At 44.3% G+C, this 16,855-nt stretch carries 10 protein-coding genes; 4 read left to right on the top strand and 6 right to left on the bottom strand.

Annotated elements, in window-relative coordinates:
- The first annotated feature begins 6 nt into the window (after positions 1 to 6).
- Positions 7 to 1,512 carry a zinc ABC transporter substrate-binding lipoprotein AdcA gene (gene adcA / locus ACVBD2_RS10175; protein ID WP_461685736.1) on the top strand — a complete coding sequence of 502 codons (1,506 nt, stop codon included), beginning with the start codon at positions 7 to 9 and terminating at the stop codon, positions 1,510 to 1,512.
- Between the two features lie 55 nt (positions 1,513 to 1,567).
- Here adcA and ACVBD2_RS10170 read toward each other — a convergent pair whose 3' ends face one another.
- From ACVBD2_RS10170 to arcA, 5 genes are all read right to left on the bottom strand, one after another.
- Positions 1,568 to 2,896 carry a dipeptidase gene (locus ACVBD2_RS10170; RefSeq protein WP_125837805.1) on the bottom strand — a complete coding sequence of 443 codons (1,329 nt, stop codon included), beginning with the start codon at positions 2,894 to 2,896 and terminating at the stop codon, positions 1,568 to 1,570.
- Between the two features lie 22 nt (positions 2,897 to 2,918).
- Positions 2,919 to 4,430, bottom strand: a complete 1,512-nt coding sequence (locus tag ACVBD2_RS10165; protein ID WP_125837803.1) for a YfcC family protein — start codon at positions 4,428 to 4,430, stop codon at positions 2,919 to 2,921.
- A 97-nt stretch (positions 4,431 to 4,527) separates the two neighbouring features.
- Entirely contained in the window at positions 4,528 to 5,475 is a 948-nt protein-coding gene (gene arcC, locus ACVBD2_RS10160; RefSeq protein ID WP_461685735.1) for a carbamate kinase, read from the bottom strand.
- Between the two features lie 293 nt (positions 5,476 to 5,768).
- Positions 5,769 to 6,785: an ornithine carbamoyltransferase gene (gene argF, locus ACVBD2_RS10155; protein ID WP_000149839.1), complete on the bottom strand. Its 1,017-nt coding sequence runs from the start codon at positions 6,783 to 6,785 to the stop codon at positions 5,769 to 5,771.
- Between the two features lie 58 nt (positions 6,786 to 6,843).
- A complete protein-coding gene (arcA, locus tag ACVBD2_RS10150) occupies positions 6,844 to 8,073 on the bottom strand; it encodes an arginine deiminase (protein ID WP_268709001.1) in 1,230 nt (409 codons plus the stop codon).
- 754 nt (positions 8,074 to 8,827) lie between these two features.
- On the opposite strand from arcA, the gene ACVBD2_RS10145 reads away from it, so the two are divergent.
- Positions 8,828 to 10,507 carry an alpha-L-fucosidase gene (locus ACVBD2_RS10145; protein ID WP_268709054.1) on the top strand — a complete coding sequence of 560 codons (1,680 nt, stop codon included), beginning with the start codon at positions 8,828 to 8,830 and terminating at the stop codon, positions 10,505 to 10,507.
- Between the two features lie 36 nt (positions 10,508 to 10,543).
- Here the strand turns inward: ACVBD2_RS10145 and ACVBD2_RS10140 are convergent, their stop codons facing one another.
- Positions 10,544 to 12,631: a GH92 family glycosyl hydrolase gene (locus tag ACVBD2_RS10140; protein WP_125837793.1), complete on the bottom strand. Its 2,088-nt coding sequence runs from the start codon at positions 12,629 to 12,631 to the stop codon at positions 10,544 to 10,546.
- A 170-nt stretch (positions 12,632 to 12,801) separates the two neighbouring features.
- Here ACVBD2_RS10140 and ACVBD2_RS10135 point away from each other — a divergent pair, with 170 nt between their 5' ends.
- Together ACVBD2_RS10135 and ACVBD2_RS10130 are read left to right on the top strand one after the other, a co-directional pair.
- Positions 12,802 to 14,082, top strand: coding sequence for a glycoside hydrolase family 125 protein (locus ACVBD2_RS10135; protein ID WP_336315307.1), 1,281 nt, complete (start codon positions 12,802 to 12,804; stop codon positions 14,080 to 14,082).
- A gap of 54 nt (positions 14,083 to 14,136) precedes the next feature.
- On the top strand, positions 14,137 to 16,782 hold the full coding sequence (locus ACVBD2_RS10130; RefSeq protein WP_461685734.1) for an alpha-mannosidase: 2,646 nt from the start codon (positions 14,137 to 14,139) through the stop codon (positions 16,780 to 16,782).
- Positions 16,783 to 16,855 lie beyond the last annotated feature (73 nt).

The following is a 16,855-nucleotide window of genomic DNA, read 5'->3' as shown; positions in this document are numbered from 1 at the left end:
AATGAAATGAAAAAAATTAGCTTACTACTAGCTAGTCTATGTGCCCTGTTTTTAGTGGCTTGTTCCAATCAAAAACAGGCAGATGGGAAGCTAAATATCGTAACAACCTTTTACCCTGTCTACGAATTTACCAAGCAAGTCGCAGGAGATACTGCTAATGTAGAACTTCTAATCGGTGCTGGTACAGAACCTCACGAATACGAACCGTCTGCCAAGGCAGTTGCCAAAATCCAAGACGCGGATACCTTTGTCTATGAAAATGAAAATATGGAAACTTGGGTTCCAAAATTGCTAGAATCCTTGGATAAGAAAAAAGTGAAAACCATCAAGGCGACAGGTGATATGCTCCTCTTGCCAGGTGGTGAGGAAGAAGAGGAAGGGCATGATCATGGTGGTGAAGGTCACCATCACGACTACGATCCCCACGTTTGGCTTTCTCCAGCACGCGCCATCAAACTGGTAGAGCATATCCGTGACAGTTTGTCAGCAGACTATCCTGATAAAAAAGAGACTTTTGAGAAGAATGCTGCTGCCTATATTGAAAAATTGCAAGCCTTGGATAAGGCCTATACAGATGGTTTGTCTCAAGCCAAACAAAAGAGCTTTGTGACCCAGCACGCTGCCTTTAACTACCTTGCCTTGGACTATGGACTTAAACAAGTCGCCATCTCAGGTCTCTCTCCAGATGCAGAACCGTCAGCTGCTCGTCTGGCTGAATTGACAGAGTATATCAAGAAAAACAAGATTTCTTATATCTACTTTGAAGAAAATGCCTCACAAGCCCTAGCTAATACACTTTCAAAAGAAACGGGCGTCAAACTAGACGTGCTCAATCCGCTAGAGAGTCTAACAGAAGAAGCAACCAAGGCTGGTGAGGACTATATCTCCGTGATGGAGAAAAACCTCAAGGCTTTGAAACAAACAACAGACCAAGAAGGACCAGAAATCGAGCCAGAGAAGGAAGAAAATACCAAGACAGTTCACAATGGTTACTTTGAGGATGCAGATGTCAAGGACCGCACCTTGAGTGACTATACTGGTAACTGGCAGTCGGTCTATCCTTTCCTTGAAAATGGTACGTTTGATCAAGTCTTTGACTACAAGGCTAAGTTGACTGGTAAGATGACCAAGGATGAGTACAAGGCCTACTATAGAAAAGGCTATCAGACAGATGTGACCAAAATCAACATCACGGACAACACTATGGAGTTTGTTCAAGGTGGACAAAGCAAGAAATTCACCTACAAGTATGTCGGCAAGAAAATCTTGACTTATAAGAAAGGCAATCGTGGCGTGCGTTTCCTCTTTGAAGCAACAGATGCGGACGCTGGACAGTTCAAGTATGTTCAGTTTAGTGACCACAATATCGCCCCAGTTAAAGCAGAACATTTCCATATCTTCTTTGGAGGTACTAGCCAAGAAGCTCTCTTTGAAGAGATGGATAACTGGCCAACTTACTACCCAGATAAGCTATCTGGACAAGAAATCGCCCAAGAAATGTTGGCGCATTGATGCAAGAGAAAATCCCGCAAATCTGCGGGATTTTTTGGTAGAAACGATTATCCAGTTAGGTTGCGAGACGGTAAACCGCCTCTGCGTAGATGTCCATAGCGCGATAAAGATCGTCTAGGACAGCTGCTTCATTTGCCTGATGTTCAGTTTGTTGTGCTCCTGGGAAAAGAGCGCCAAAGGCTACACAGTTTGGCATGGTGCGAGCAAAGGTAGCACCACCTGACGAGAGAGGAGGAGTCTCATCTCCAGTTTTTTCTTGGTAAACTTGCATAAGAGTAGTAACGAGTTGGCTATCTCTTGCGACATAGAGGGGTGCTAGATAGTCAAATTCTTGGTAGTCAAGTTGGTAGTCTTTGGCGCACTGAGTGAGCTGTGCTACCAGTTTCTCCTTATCTGCTAGCACAGGTATACGTATGTCGATCCGAATTTCGGAGCGATCGGGATTGATGGTCAACCCTGCAACATTAAAGGAAAGGGAACCAGACGGTTCATCAGCAACTTCTCCAAAGATTCCAAGCCCTCTACCATCTTGCCCTGCTTTGTCGGCTAGAAAATGGAGGGCAGGGTGGGGTTGGAGAGGTGCGAGCACACTAGCAAGTCGAATGACTGCATTGACACCTTGACTAGCATCTTTGGCGTGCTTAGGTACCCCGAGTACGGTCACGGTTTGGTCTGTGGTTTGGTGATCAAAATTTACTTCCTTCAAACCTCTACAAACCGCTTCATAAAGAGGACCTTGGTAACTTGCCTTGTCTGGTACGACATTAAAGGCACCTCCGATATCGAGCTTGAGATAATCAGAGCCGGGGCCATGAAGCTTGACTTGAAGGAGCCCCTTTTCAGCGTATGTCAAAGGAAATGACGAATCCGGTGCAAATCCCATGCTGGCTTGTTCTTCGAGGGCGTTGTAGCGTGCCATACATCTCCAAAGAGTTTCTTCATCCGTACCAAAGATAAAACGCACGCGCTTCTTAAATTGGATGCCTTGGTCAAGCAAGCTTTTCACTGCGTAGAGAGCTGCGAGTGAAGGACCTTTGTCGTCTTGTGCCCCTCGTCCATAGAGTTTGCCTTCTCTGATAGTTGCTTCAAATGGAGGAGATTGCCAATCTGACAACTCTCCTGCAGGCACAACATCCAAGTGGCAGAGGATGGCAAGGAGTTCTCCCTCACCAACCTCTGCATAACCATAATAACCCTTGGGATCAATATAAGTTTTAAAACCAAGTTCACGGCAGATTTCCAGCGTCTTTTCTAGAACGTCTTGAATAGCTTGTCCAAAAGGTGTGCCATTTTCTCCTTCTTTGAGAACAGATGGGTAGGAGATAAGAGTCTTTAAACTCTGTAAAAAGCTCTGTTTAATGGAGTCGGTGATATATGAATTCATCCGTTTTACCTCACACTTTGTTCTAAAGGAATGGTAGGAAGGTGCCTAGGATAAGAAGGAGTATGCTCACAATGACAATAACGACAATGAGTTTAGTAACAAATTTCCACCAAGTTCCTAGACTGATACGGCCGAGCGCGAGAGCCCCCATAACGATACCAGAAGTTGGAGCGACAAGGTTGAGTACACCAGATGCAGATTGATAGGCAGTGATGATGAGACTAGGTTTTACATTAACGAACTCACCAAGTGGTGCCATGATTCCCATTGTAGCACTAGCAAGTCCAGATGAAGATGGGATAAGGAATGACATAGGAAGGTAGAAGAGGTAGGTCAAAACGATGAAGACCTGAGAAGAGAGACCTTGAAGTCCGACTTCACCCCAGTGTAGAATAGTTGCAGTAATCATACCGTCGTTCATGATAACTTGGATACCACGAGCTACTGCACAAATCAAGGCTACGGTGAGAAGATCTGCTGCACCAGCCATAAAGGTAGAGATAATCTTGCTTTCCTTGAGACCGTAAACAACACCAATAAGAATACCCATCACAGCAAAGAGCATCGCACCTTCTGGGAAGTACCAGCTACCGAATGGTAGAGCAGATGAACCGATAGCTCCACCAATAACAGGGAGACCAATCAACCAATTCTTGAAGTCTTCAAATAGAGTGATGTGCAAGTCTACCCAAGGGATAAAGCTGGCAATCATGATGATGAAAGTCAAGATGAACAAGGCAAGAACATGTTTTTGTTTCTTGTTCAAGACAGATGGAGCATTTTCGTTATCAGTGACATTGAAGTGTTTAAGGTCTTCTTCACGTTGAGAGTAGACAAGTGATTTTGTGGGATCCTTTTGAATCTTTTCTGCATAGCGGTAGACAAAGTAAGTACTAATACCTGTCATAACAAACCAGAAGATGATACGAAGGATAACTCCGTCCATAGATGACACACCTGCGGTATCAGAAGCGATAACAGTAGCAAAGGGATTGAGAGTAGAGGCAAGACAGCCAACTTGAGAACCTAGTAGAATGATGGCAACGGCAGTAATGCTATCAAAACCAACAGCCATCATAACAGGAACAAGGAGTGGATAAAATGCCATGGTTTCTTCACCCATACCATAAGTTGTTCCTCCAAGTGCAAAGAGGGGCATGAGGATGAGGATCAGCATTTTTTCGCGTCCTTTGTATTTCTTAACAATAGAGGCAATACCAACATCTAATGTGCCTGTCGCATTGACGACACCTAGAAATCCTCCAACCATGAGGATGAAGAAGGCTACGTCAATAGCGGCTTTAGTTGGTTCGTGACCGAGCATTGCCCGAATCGGAGCCATTAGGATATCGTAAATTCCTTGGGGATTAGATTCAACAGTTTGATAGGTACCTGCAATGAGGTCACCTGCTTCGTTCGTGTCATACTTACCTGCTGGAATGATCCAAGTTAAGATTGCCATGATGGCAATAATAATGATCAAAACAGTGTAAGATGAGGGCATTTGGAACCTTTTTTTTGTTTTTTCACTCATTTGTTTTTCCTCCTAAACTATGCCACAAAGTATAAAAACGAATGATGTTGGTCTACCTGAGTACTCCTAGTTAGAGCTTGTACTTGGGTTAAAATGGCTAGTCTTTAACAATAATTGTTCCGCTTTCGGACTCGATCAAGGCGCCTAGATTGCTGAGGGAGGTGATAACAGCCTTGCCTTCTGGGCGATTGGTTACAAAATCAATAGCAGCTTCGACTTTTGGTAGCATGCTACCCGGCGCGAATTGTCCTTGTTTGATGTATTCTTTTAGTTGGCTAACGGTAACGTGTTCCAGTTTTTCCTGGTCTGGTTTATTGTAGTTTACATAGACATAGTCTACGCCAGTGAGGACGATGAAGAGATCAGCTTCGACGAGTTCTGCTAGTCGTTGAGACGCAAAGTCTTTATCAATAACGGCTTCGACTCCACTTAAGTAACCGTTTTCATTTTTGACAACAGGGATACCTCCTCCACCTGCTGCGATGACAACTTGACCATTATCGAGCAAGGTGCGGATGCTGTTGATTTCTTTGATGTCGATTGGTTTTGGTGAAGCCACCACTTTACGCCAGCCACGACCGGCATCTTCTTTGAAGGTTGCTCCTGTTTTTTCGCTCTCAGCTTTGGCATCCTCTTCTGAGTAGAATGGACCGATTGGTTTGGTAGGATTGATAAAGGCAGGGTCCGCTTTGTCTACTACAACTTGGGTAACAACAGAAGCGACATTTTTATCAAGTCCTACATCGAGCAATGCGTTATCAAGAGCACATTGTAGCCAAAAACCGATACTACCCTCGGTCATGGCAACCAAAGAATCAAGGGGGAAGGCAGGATTTTTTTCCGAATCTGCCATCAAGTGTTGAAGCAAGAGATTACCCACCTGAGGACCATTTCCGTGAGTGATGATCAGTTCATCTCCGTTTTGAATCAACTTGACCAGATGACGAGCTGTTTCTACCAGAGCAGCTTGTTGAGCTTGGGCAGATGGGTCAGTGGAGAGGATGGCATTTCCGCCTAAAGCAACGACGATTTTTCTATGAGACATGAGCTCTCCTTTCTTTAATATGGTAAACCTGACAGAACTCCAAGAGCTACAGGCAGGTATGATGATAAAATATGAAGTGGAGGTAGCGTCTTTTCAAAAGACAAATTAGTCATTACTACTAGTAAAAGGGGTTGAACGCATAGCCGACGTTTATCAGAATGAGACTAGGAAGCAGGAAGATGACAAGAGTAAGGTGGCAAATTTGTCAAAGAGGATCCTTGCTTTCTTTCGCTAGAACTGATAAGCTATCATAGCTTTCGTCTCAACCCCTGTGTTGTGTATACGAGTAAGTTTTATACTTTAGGAATGTAGAGATTTCCAAGAGTAGCAGCCATAACAGCTTTGATAGTGTGCATACGGTTTTCTGCTTGGTCAAAGTGACGAGCATACTTGCTGCGGAAGACTTCGTCTGTTACTTCCATTTCTTCTACGCCAAATTTTTCAGCAACATCTTTACCATAGACAGTGTGAGTGTCGTGGAATGCTGGTAAACAGTGCAAGAAGATTAAGTTTTCGTTGCCTGCTTTTTTCACTAAGTCCATATTGACTTGGTAAGGTTTCAAAAGTGCAACGCGTTCTGCGAATTTGTCTTCTTCCCCCATAGATACCCAAACATCTGTGTAAAGTACGTCTGCACCTTTGACAGCTTCGTCTGCATCTTCGGTGATGAGGATGTGTGCGCCGCTTTCTTTAGCAAACCCTTCAGCCAATTCAACGATTTCTTTTTCTGGGAAGAGTTCTTTTGGTGAGAAGATGTGAACGTTAACACCAAGGATAGCACCTGTTACCAGCAAGCTATTGGCAACGTTGTTACGTCCATCACCACAGTAAACTAATGTCAAGCCTTCCAAACGGCCAAAGTTTTCTTGAACAGTCAAGTAGTCAGCCAGCATTTGAGTTGGGTGCCATTCGTCAGTTAGACCGTTCCATACTGGGACACCTGAGAATTCTGCCAATTCTTCAACCATGCGTTGGCTGAAACCACGGAATTCAATCCCGTCAAACATACGACCCAAAACTTTTGCAGTATCTTCAGTAGATTCTTTTTTACCTAACTGAATGTCATTTGCTCCGAGGTATTCTGGATGAGCACCAAGGTCAATAGCTGCAGTTGTAAAGGCTGCACGTGTACGAGTAGAAGTTTTTTCAAACAGGAGGGCGATATTTTTACCAGCAAGGTAGTGGTGTTGGATATTGCGTTTTTTCAAATCCTTCAAGTGAGCTGAAAGACCGATAAGGTATTCTAACTCTGCGCGAGTAAAGTCTTTTTCTGCTAAGAAGCTGCGTCCTTGGAATACTGAATGTGTCATTCTATTATTTCCTCTTTCTATTTTTTTACATTTTTTATTAACAAATACTGAATAGCGATTATACTTCTTCACGTTCAAATGGCATAGACATACAACGAGGTCCACCACGGCCCCGAACCAATTCGCTTCCGCGAATCTTAATCAAGCGAAGCCCGTATTCTTCTAGGATCTTATTGGTAATGGTATTGCGGGCATAAACGACTACTACACCAGGTGCGATGGTCAAAGTGTTGGAGCCATCATTCCATTGTTCACGCGCAGCTGCTACGATATTGCCACCACCGCAACGGATCAAATGAACTTTTTCTACGCCGAGGTTCTTCGCAAGAAGTTCAGCTAAGTCACCTTTTTCTTCAACAATCTTGAGTTTTTCATTTTCATAAGTGACAGAGTAGACACGAAGATCGCCTTCGATTTCTGGGTGAATTGTGAACTTGTCATAGTCAACCATGGTGAAGACAGTATCCAAGTGCATGAATTTACGGTTGTTAGCAAATTCAAATGCCAATACTTTCTTGAAGCCAACCTTTTTCTTGAAGATGTTCACCAAGAGTTTTTCAATCGAAGCTGCATCTGTACGTTGAGAGATACCTACTGCGAGAACGTCTTTAGAAAGAACGAGCTCATCTCCACCTTCAATACGAGTATCTTCTTCACGGTTGTAGACCAATTCTACTTTTCCGCCATAGATTGGATGGTGTTTGAAAATGTATTTACCATAAAGAGTTTCACGGTTACGAGTATCTGCATACATGTGGTTAAGCGATACGGCATTACCAATAGTTGCAAATGGGTCGCGAGTGAAGTAGAGGTTTGGCATTGGGTCGATAGCAAATGGATAGTCTGACTCAACCAAGTCAGTTAAGCCTTTTGCTTCTTCAGGAATTTCTGGCAATTCAACTTTTTGAACCCCTGCCATAGTTTTTTCAACCAATTCTTGGTTGTCCTTGATACCGTGAAGCAATTCACGAATAGCCGCCTTGGTTTGACGACCACGGATGTTGGCTTCGTCTAAATATTCCTCGATAAATTGATCGCGGATTTCTGGGGAAGTCAATGATTCAGCAGCCAATTGCTCTAGGTAAAGGACCTCAATTCCTTCATCACGAAGAGCTTGAGCAAATGCGTCATGTTCTTTTTGAGCATCTTCCAAGAATGGAATGTCATCAAAAAGAAGCCTTTCGAGATAGTCCGGCAACAAGTTTTCCAACTCTTTGCCTGGACGGTGCAACATAACTTTTTTCAGTTTCCCAATTTCTGAGAATACCTGAATTGGATGTGAAGACATGTGTTTTCCTCCTTAAAAATTTTTAACGGTGGCACTTTTTGGTACCGCTTACATGTTCGTTATATCATATTCTTAAGGGCGTGTCAATAGTAAAAAATGATTAAAAATTCGGACAAAACAAGGTTTTAGTAGTATTTTATGTTATTATACGATGGCGAAAGGAATTATAGGAAATAAATGTATAAACTTCTACTAAAAAGAATATAATATCTTTTGAAAAAATTATGCTAAATTTCACATTTTAAGAAGAAATGTCCAGATTTTAATTCAGTTCTGACGAGGAATTGAGAGGAGCAGTGATTGAAAGTCGTTTAGAAAATTATATGAAATCTATCTGAAAGCCTTTCTTTTGAATGGCATAAAATGTATATTGTACAAATTATAGAATCTTTTCTGAGTATTTAGGAAGACAGCCTTGTCTTATTGACGGGACCTCGATTTTTTGTTATAGTCAACGAGGCAACAACTAGGAAGAAGGGTTTATTCACAAGTTGTGGATAAGTCTGGGGAGAGCAGGACATTCAGCTAATATCCTAAAGGGTTCTTGATAATAGTACTGGCAACCAGTAACTGGCCAGCTTTCTAGTAGAAATCCTAGTGCAGTTGGGATTTGAGCAGAGTTTGCTGAAGGTGATGGGTTGAAAGTCAAAGAGCTGGAGTCTAGAAAAGCTAGTTTTTAGGCATGTTTTCTTATCCACAGATTGTGGATAAATTTGTGAACAAGAGAAATAATCAGAGAAAGAGATACGAGATGATGACGAAAATAAAACCGCATGGACCATTACCAAGTCAGGCCCAGCTGGATTATTTAGAGGATGAACTAGCTGCCTTTATCCATTTTGGCCCCAATACCTTTTATGACCAAGAATGGGGAGGTGGGCAAGAGGATCCTAAGCGTTTTAACCCGACCAAGTTGGATGCGCGTGAATGGGTTCGAGTGCTCAAAGAAACAGGTTTTAAAAAACTGATTTTGGTGATCAAGCATCACGATGGCTTTGTCCTCTACCCGACAGCCCACACAGATTATTCGGTCAAGGCTAGCCCTTGGAGGGATGGAAAGGGGGACTTGCTCCTTGAGGTTTCCAAAGCTGCGACTGAGTTTGACATGGATTTGGGAGTGTATTTGTCTCCTTGGGATGCTCACAGTCCCCTCTATCACGTGGACCGAGAAGCGGACTACAATGCCTACTATCTGGCTCAATTGAAGGAAATCTTGTCAAATCCTGTCTATGGAAATGCTGGTAAGTTCGCTGAGGTGTGGATGGATGGTGCTCGAGGAGAAGGGGCCCAGAAGGTCAACTATGAGTTTGAGACTTGGTTTGAAACCATTCGTGACTTGCAGGGCGATTGTTTGATTTTCTCAACTGAAGGGACCAGTATCCGCTGGATTGGGAATGAACGAGGCTATGCAGGGGATCCCTTGTGGCAAAAAGTCAAACCAGACCAGTTAGGAACAGAAGCGGAATTAGATTATCTACAGCACGGAGACCCCTCTGGAACGCTATTTTCAATCGGTGAAGCAGATGTTTCTCTTCGCCCGGGCTGGTTTTACCATGAGGATCAGGACCCTAAGTCTCTCGAGGAGTTGGTCGAAATCTACTTTCATTCGGTAGGGCGGGGGACTCCACTCTTGCTTAATATCCCACCGAATCAAGATGGCCTCTTTGACGAAAAGGATATCCAGCGTCTCTATGAATTTGCTGCCTACCGTGACGAGTTCTATAAAGAGGATTTGGCTTTGGGGGCCAAGGTATCTGACCCTGCTCTATCGCCAGACTTTGCCTGTCATCATCTGACAGATGGACGGAAGACCAGTTCTTGGGCAAGTGATGCAGAGTTGCCAATCCAATTAGAGCTCGATTTAGGATCACCTAAAACTTTTGATGTGATTGAGTTAAGAGAAGATTTGAAGTTGGGGCAACGCATCGCTGCTTTTCATGTTCAGGTAGAGTTGGATGGTGTCTGGCAGGAGTTTGGATCTGGTCATACTGTTGGCTACAAACGTCTCTTACGAGGATCAGTCGTTGAGGCGCAGAAGATACGTGTGACCATTACAGAGGCACAGGCTTTGCCTTTGTTGACCAAGATTTCACTCTATAAAACACCTACCTTGTCGAAAAAAGAAGCTGTTCAGCAGCTAGAGTTTTCAGAAAAAAGTCTGGCTGTGACCAAGGGAGAAAATGTCCACTTTACAGTGAAGCGAAGAGAATCTAGCAGTCCTTTAGAAGCTAAGATTTCGATTCAACCAGGGACGGGTGTGCATGGTGTCGCTTATCGGGACGAGATTCAAGTTCTTGCGTTTCAAGTTGGCGAGACTGAAAAAAGGCTGACGATACCAACCTTGTATTTTGCAGGAGATAAAACCTTGGACTTTTATCTGAATTTGATGCTAGAGGGTCAGCTGGTTGACCAGCTTCAGGTTCAAGTTTCATAAAAGAAGAACCTTTGCATGATGCAAAGGTTCTTTTGGTTATGAGTGATTCGGTAGCCAGTTGAGAGTGAAGGTCAGTTGCTCAGCTTTCAAGAGGTCTTGGTGTTGAATGCTAGATACTGGGGTCTGGTCCAATCGGCATTCTTTGACAAAGTTGAAATGGCTATGGTTTTGCTCGGCATGGATATCCAGCCATTTACCTTCTTTAGCCAGGTAGATACGGAGGTGGTCAAAGAGAGGGATTCCGAGATCGTAGCTGGGCTTGCCCGGACAGGTCGGATAAAAACCAAGAGCTGACCAAATGTACCAAGCCGAGAGACTGCCATTGTCCTCATCGCCAGGATAGGCTTCCCAGCTTGGGCGAAAGGCTTTCTGACGCAAGGTTTTGATGAGTAGAGCAGTGTATTCGGGGTAGTCACTGTAGCGGAAGAGATAAGGGATGTGGAAGCTAGGCTGGTTGGAAATGGCGATTTGCCCAAAAGGAGCGGTAGCCATCTCGCTCATTTCATGAATCTCGTAACCATAGCCGGTCGTCTCAAAGAGGGGAGCATCCTGACAGGCTTTCAAAAGATAGTTGCTAAATGCTTCTTTTCCACCCATAAGTTGGATTAAGCCTGGGATGTCGTGGAGGACCCCTAAAGTTGCTTGAATGGCAGAGCATTCGGCGTAGTCGCGTCCCCAACTATAAGGAGAGAAGTCGGTGCGGAAGTTTCCTTGACTATCACGCGCTCGCATGTAACCTGTCTCAGCGTCAAATAGATGGCGGTAATTTTGTGATGCAGACATGTAGGTCTCAGCTATTTCTCTTTTCCCTAGTTTTTCGGCACAGCTGGCGATACAAAAGTCACTATAGGCGTAGTCTAGGGTATGGCTAACGCTTTCGTGGTGGTCGGTAGAGAGGTAGCCCAGTTCTTGGTATTGGGCTAGTCCATGGCGACCATTGATGCCGAGAGAGTCGGACTTGGTGGCTGTTTCAAGCATGGCTTGAAGGAGTTCTTCTTCCAAGTCGGGAGCCATGCCCTTGCAGGCGCTATCTGCGATAATACCATCTAAAAGAGTACCCGGCATCATGCCACGTTCATCTGGGGCCAGCCATTTTGGAAGAAATCCAGTATCGCGGTAGCTATTGAGGAAACCTTCTAGAAAGCGGTGATAGTGTTCCGGTATGATAAGGGCAAAGAGGGGAAAGGTGGTGCGGAAGGTATCCCAGAAACCATTGTTGCTAAAGAGGACACCGGGCTTGACAGTACCAGTAGTCAGATCCATGTGGATGGATTGCCCTGATTCATTAACCTCATAAAAAGTCTGTGGGAAGAGGAAGAGTCTGTAAAGGCAGTGGTCAAAGAAGGTTCGGTCAGCCTCTCCTGTCTCGATAACGTCAAAACGATGGAGGAGATCTTCCCAGTCTGCTTGTGCACTGGCTTTACAGCTATCAAAGTCCTTTTGAGGTAGATTAAGCAGAGCTTGAGAAGGCGAGATGAAAGAAGTTGCTAGCTGGATTTCAGCATGGCTATCTGCAAGGTCAATACGCCAGTCTCCGCCTTCTTGGCTGACAGCAAGAATATCCGTGTTCATTTGCAGGGCAGTGAATAGTTTTAGCGGATTTTTGTTGGTCTCTGTTTTGCCTTCTTGTCTCAGGGCAAGAGTCCGCTTATCTATTTGTTCGACTGTCAGTTCATCCGCTGCGTGAAGACAGAGGGAGAGGGCTTTGTCTTGCTTTTGCTCTAAACGAATAGAAGCACCGTAACAAGTCGAAGTAAGCTGGGTTTCGATCTGATAGCGCAGGGAGAAAATTTTCAGATAATGAGGTTGGAAAGAGGCCTTATCCCTATCATAGGAAGATTGGCGATGAAAGAGACTGTCTCCGCCCAGTTGGCCTGTAACAGGTGTCAGGAGTAGCCAAGAGTAGTCCCCAATCCAAGGACTGGGCTGGTGGGTTAATCGAATCCCCTGAAAGATGGGCAGATGCGGATCGAAAAACCAAGCTCCCTCCTGGTCACTGGTCTGGGGAACAAAGTAATTCATCCCAAAAGGAACGCCTGTGTAAGGCAGGGTATTTCCCCGAGAGAAGGCATGCTTGCTAGCAGTACCAAAGCGGGTATCGATGGTTTCAAGTAGTGGTTTCATAGTCTTTCCTTTAGCTGTTTTTCTACATTATATCAGAAAAAGGTGGCATTTAAATATGGGGTTCGAAAGTAAGCAATTTTGTAGAAAAATGACTATCATTTGTGTATGTATTTTCTGTCTCAAAAACTATATACTGAACATGAAACTTGTTTGAAAGAGGAAACTGCACGATGATTTATTCGAAAGAAATTGTTAGAGAATGGCTAGACGAAGTAGCGGAGCGGGCTAAGGACCATCCGGAGTGGGTAGATGTCTTTGAGCGTTGCTATACAGACACCTTGGACAATACGGTTGAAATCTTAGAAGATGGCTCAACTTTTGTCTTGACTGGGGATATTCCTGCCATGTGGCTTCGGGATTCAACGGCCCAACTCAGACCTTACCTTCATGTGGCTAAAAGAGATCCTCTCTTGCGCCAGACCATTGCAGGTTTGGTTAAACGTCAGATGACCTTGATTCTCAAGGATCCTTATGCCAATTCCTTTAACATTGAGGAGAACTGGAAGGGCCACCACGAGACTGACCACACGGACCTTAATGGCTGGATCTGGGAACGCAAGTACGAGGTGGACTCGCTTTGTTATCCTTTGCAGTTGGCCTATCTTCTTTGGAAAGAGACTGGCGAGACCAGTCAGTTTGATGAGACTTTTGTCGCAGCGACCAAGGAAATTCTTCATCTCTGGACGGTAGAACAAGATCACAAGAACTCTCCTTATCGTTTTGTCCGCGATACAGACCGAAAAGAAGATACTTTGGTAAATGATGGTTTTGGACCTGACTTTGCAGTGACAGGTATGACCTGGTCAGCCTTCCGCCCGAGTGATGACTGCTGTCAGTATAGCTACTTGATTCCGTCAAATATGTTTGCAGTAGTTGTCTTGGGTTATGTGCAAGAAATCTTTGCAGAACTAGACCTAGCTGATAGCCAAAACATCGTGGCAGACGCTAAACGTCTGCAAGCAGAGATCCAAGAAGGTATCGAAAACTACTCCTACACCACCAATAGTAAGGGCGAAAAGATTTACGCCTTTGAAGTGGATGGTCTAGGAAATGCTAGCATCATGGATGATCCAAATGTACCGAGTCTGCTGGCGGCACCTTATCTGGGCTACTGCGATGTCAACGATGAAGTGTATCAAGCAACTCGTCGCACCATTCTAAGCCCTGAAAATCCGTATTTCTACCAAGGTGAATATGCTAGTGGTCTCGGAAGCTCCCATACCTTCTATCGCTATATCTGGCCCATTGCCCTTTCTATCCAAGGCTTGACAACAAGAGATAAGGCAGAGAAGAAATTCTTGCTCGATCAGCTAGTTGCTTGCGATGGTGGTACAGGTGTTATGCACGAAAGCTTCCATGTTGACGACCCAACTCTCTACTCTCGTGAATGGTTCTCTTGGGCCAACATGATGTTCTGTGAGTTGGTCTTGGATTATCTAGATATTCGCTAGTCAGTTCTTTAGTTAGATAGAAATAAAAATTTAAGTTAGAATGAGGTTTTACTTATGGAAAATGTTGTTGTACATATTATCTCACATAGTCACTGGGACCGTGAGTGGTATCTCCCTTTTGAAAGCCACCGGATGCAGTTGGTGGAGTTATTTGACAATCTTTTTGATCTCTTTGAAAATGACCCTGAGTTCAAGAGTTTCCACTTGGACGGCCAAACCATTGTCCTTGATGACTACTTGGAAATTCGTCCTGAAAATCGCGATAAAGTCCAACGTTACATTGACGAAGGCAAACTTAAAATTGGTCCCTTTTACATCTTGCAGGATGATTACTTGATTTCAAGTGAAGCCAATGTCCGCAATACCTTGATTGGTCAAGCTGAATGTGCAAAATGGGGCAAATCCACTCAGATTGGTTACTTCCCAGATACCTTTGGAAATATGGGACAAGCGCCTCAAATCCTTCAAAAATCAGGTATTCACGTGGCAGCCTTTGGTCGTGGTGTCAAGCCGATTGGATTTGACAACCAAGTCCTCGAAGATGAGCAGTTCACTTCTCAGTTTTCAGAAATGTACTGGCAGGGCGCTGATGGAAGCCGCGTCCTCGGTATTCTCTTTGCTAACTGGTATAGTAATGGGAATGAAATCCCAGTTGATAAGGATGAGGCCCTAACCTTCTGGAAACAAAAACTGTCAGACGTGCGTGACTATGCTTCGACCAACCAGTGGTTGATGATGAACGGATGTGACCACCAGCCTGTACAGCGAAATCTGAGCGAAGCCATTCGTGTGGCAAATGAACTCTTCCCAGATGTGACCTTTGTTCATAGTTCCTTTGATGACTATATCCACGCAGTAGAAAGTGCTCTACCAGAGCAGTTATCAACGGTTACAGGTGAGTTGACAAGTCAGGAAACAGATGGTTGGTACACGCTTGCCAACACTTCTTCATCACGCATTTACCTCAAACAAGCCTTTCAAGCAAATAGCAACCTCCTAGAACAAGTAGTGGAACCATTGACTGTCATCACTGGCGGACATAACCACAAGGACCAGTTGACCTATGCTTGGAAAGTCCTTCTACAAAATGCGCCCCATGATAGTATCTGTGGCTGTAGTATTGACGAAGTTCACCGCGAGATGGAGACACGTTTTGCCAAGGTCAACCAAGTCGGAAACTTCGTTAAGACCAATCTTCTCAACGAGTGGAAGGGTAAAATTGCAACCCACGAAGCCCAAGGCGATCATCTTTTTACGGTCATCAACACAGGCTTGCATGACAAGGTTGACACTGTCAGCACAGTGATTGATGTGGCGGTTTGTGATTTCAAAGAATTACACCCAACAGAAGGCTACAAGAAAATGGCAGCCTTGACCTTGCCAAACTACCGTGTCGAAGACTTGGAAGGGCATGCTGTAGAAGCGAAAATCGAGGATCTGGGAGCTAATTTTGAGTATGATTTGCCAAAAGACAAGTTCCGTCAGGCTCGTATCGCTCGACAAGTGCGCGTGACAGTACCTGTTCATCTGGCACCACTTTCTTGGACAACCTTCCAATTGCTCGAAGGAGAACAAGAACACCGTGACGGTATTTACCAAAATGGAGTGATTGATACGCCATTTGTAACGGTCAGTGTGGATGAAAATATCACAGTCTACGATAAGACAACTCATGAAGCGTATGAGGATGTTGTTCGCTTTGAAGACCGTGGGGACATCGGAAATGAGTATATCTACTTCCAACCAAAAGGAACAGAGCCTATTTACGCAGAGTTGACAGGCTATGAAGTCTTGGAAAATACAGCTCGTTTTGCCCAGATTTTGCTCAAGCATGAATTGACAATTCCAGTAAGTGCAGATGAAAAATTGGATGCAGAACAAAGAGGTATCATCGAGTTTATGACGCGTGAAGCTGGACGCTCAGATGAACTGACAAGCATTCTTCTTGAAACAGAGATGACCGTCTTTGTTGACAATCCTCAAATCCGCTTCAAGACTCGCTTTACCAACACCGCCAAGGACCACCGTATCCGTCTCTTGGTTAAGACTCATAACACGCGTCCAAGCAATGATTCTGAAAGCATTTATGAGGTGGTGACACGACCAAATAAACCAGCAGCTTCATGGGAAAATCCTGAAAATCCTCAACACCAACAAGCCTTTGTCAGCCTTTATGATGATAAAAAAGGGGTGACAGTGGTCAATAAAGGATTGCACGAGTATGAAATCCTTGGAGACGACACCATTGCAGTGACCATTCTTCGTGCCTCAGGTGAGTTAGGTGACTGGGGTTACTTCCCAACACCAGAAGCTCAGTGCTTGCGTGAGTTTGAAGTCGAGTTTGCTCTGGAATGCCACCAAGCAGGGGAACGCTTCTCCGCTTTCCGTCGTGCCAAAGCCTTCCAAACACCATTCACTAGTCTTCAAGTTGCTAAACAAGAAGGAAGTGTTGCAGCGACTGGCAGTCTCTTGAGCCATGCGGCGCTCAGCTTACCACAAGTCTGCCCAACAGCCTTTAAAGTGGCTGAAAATGAAGAAGGATATGTACTTCGTTACTACAATATGAGTCAAGAAAATGTACGCATATCAGAACACCAGCAAACCATTTTGGACTTGCTTGAACGACCATATCCAGTTCATTCAGGACTCTTAGCACCACAAGAGATTCGTACAGAATTGATCAAAAAAGAAGACATTTAACAGCTTTAAAGTGTTTGATAACTAATACTATGAGATAGAAAGGAGGGGCGAAAGAGTAAGGACTAACTACTGC

The sequence above is a fragment of the Streptococcus sp. KHUD_018 genome, assembly GCF_054861215.1.
This window is presented reverse-complemented; position numbering and strand designations above follow the sequence as displayed.

Excerpts from the sequence above, each read along its gene's own strand:
- ACVBD2_RS10165 (WP_125837803.1), bottom strand. The coding sequence starts at position 4,430 with ATGAGTGAAAAAACAAAAAAAAGGTTCCAAATGCCCTCATCTTACACT.
- ACVBD2_RS10145 (WP_268709054.1), top strand. The coding sequence starts at position 8,828 with ATGACGAAAATAAAACCGCATGGACCATTACCAAGTCAGGCCCAGCTG.
- ACVBD2_RS10130 (WP_461685734.1), top strand. The coding sequence starts at position 14,137 with ATGGAAAATGTTGTTGTACATATTATCTCACATAGTCACTGGGACCGT.
- ACVBD2_RS10135 (WP_336315307.1), top strand. The coding sequence starts at position 12,802 with ATGATTTATTCGAAAGAAATTGTTAGAGAATGGCTAGACGAAGTAGCG.
- ACVBD2_RS10140 (WP_125837793.1), bottom strand. The coding sequence starts at position 12,631 with ATGAAACCACTACTTGAAACCATCGATACCCGCTTTGGTACTGCTAGC.
- argF (WP_000149839.1), bottom strand. The coding sequence starts at position 6,785 with ATGACACATTCAGTATTCCAAGGACGCAGCTTCTTAGCAGAAAAAGAC.
- adcA (WP_461685736.1), top strand. The coding sequence starts at position 7 with ATGAAAAAAATTAGCTTACTACTAGCTAGTCTATGTGCCCTGTTTTTA.
- ACVBD2_RS10170 (WP_125837805.1), bottom strand. The coding sequence starts at position 2,896 with ATGAATTCATATATCACCGACTCCATTAAACAGAGCTTTTTACAGAGT.
- arcC (WP_461685735.1), bottom strand. The coding sequence starts at position 5,475 with ATGTCTCATAGAAAAATCGTCGTTGCTTTAGGCGGAAATGCCATCCTC.
- arcA (WP_268709001.1), bottom strand. The coding sequence starts at position 8,073 with ATGTCTTCACATCCAATTCAGGTATTCTCAGAAATTGGGAAACTGAAA.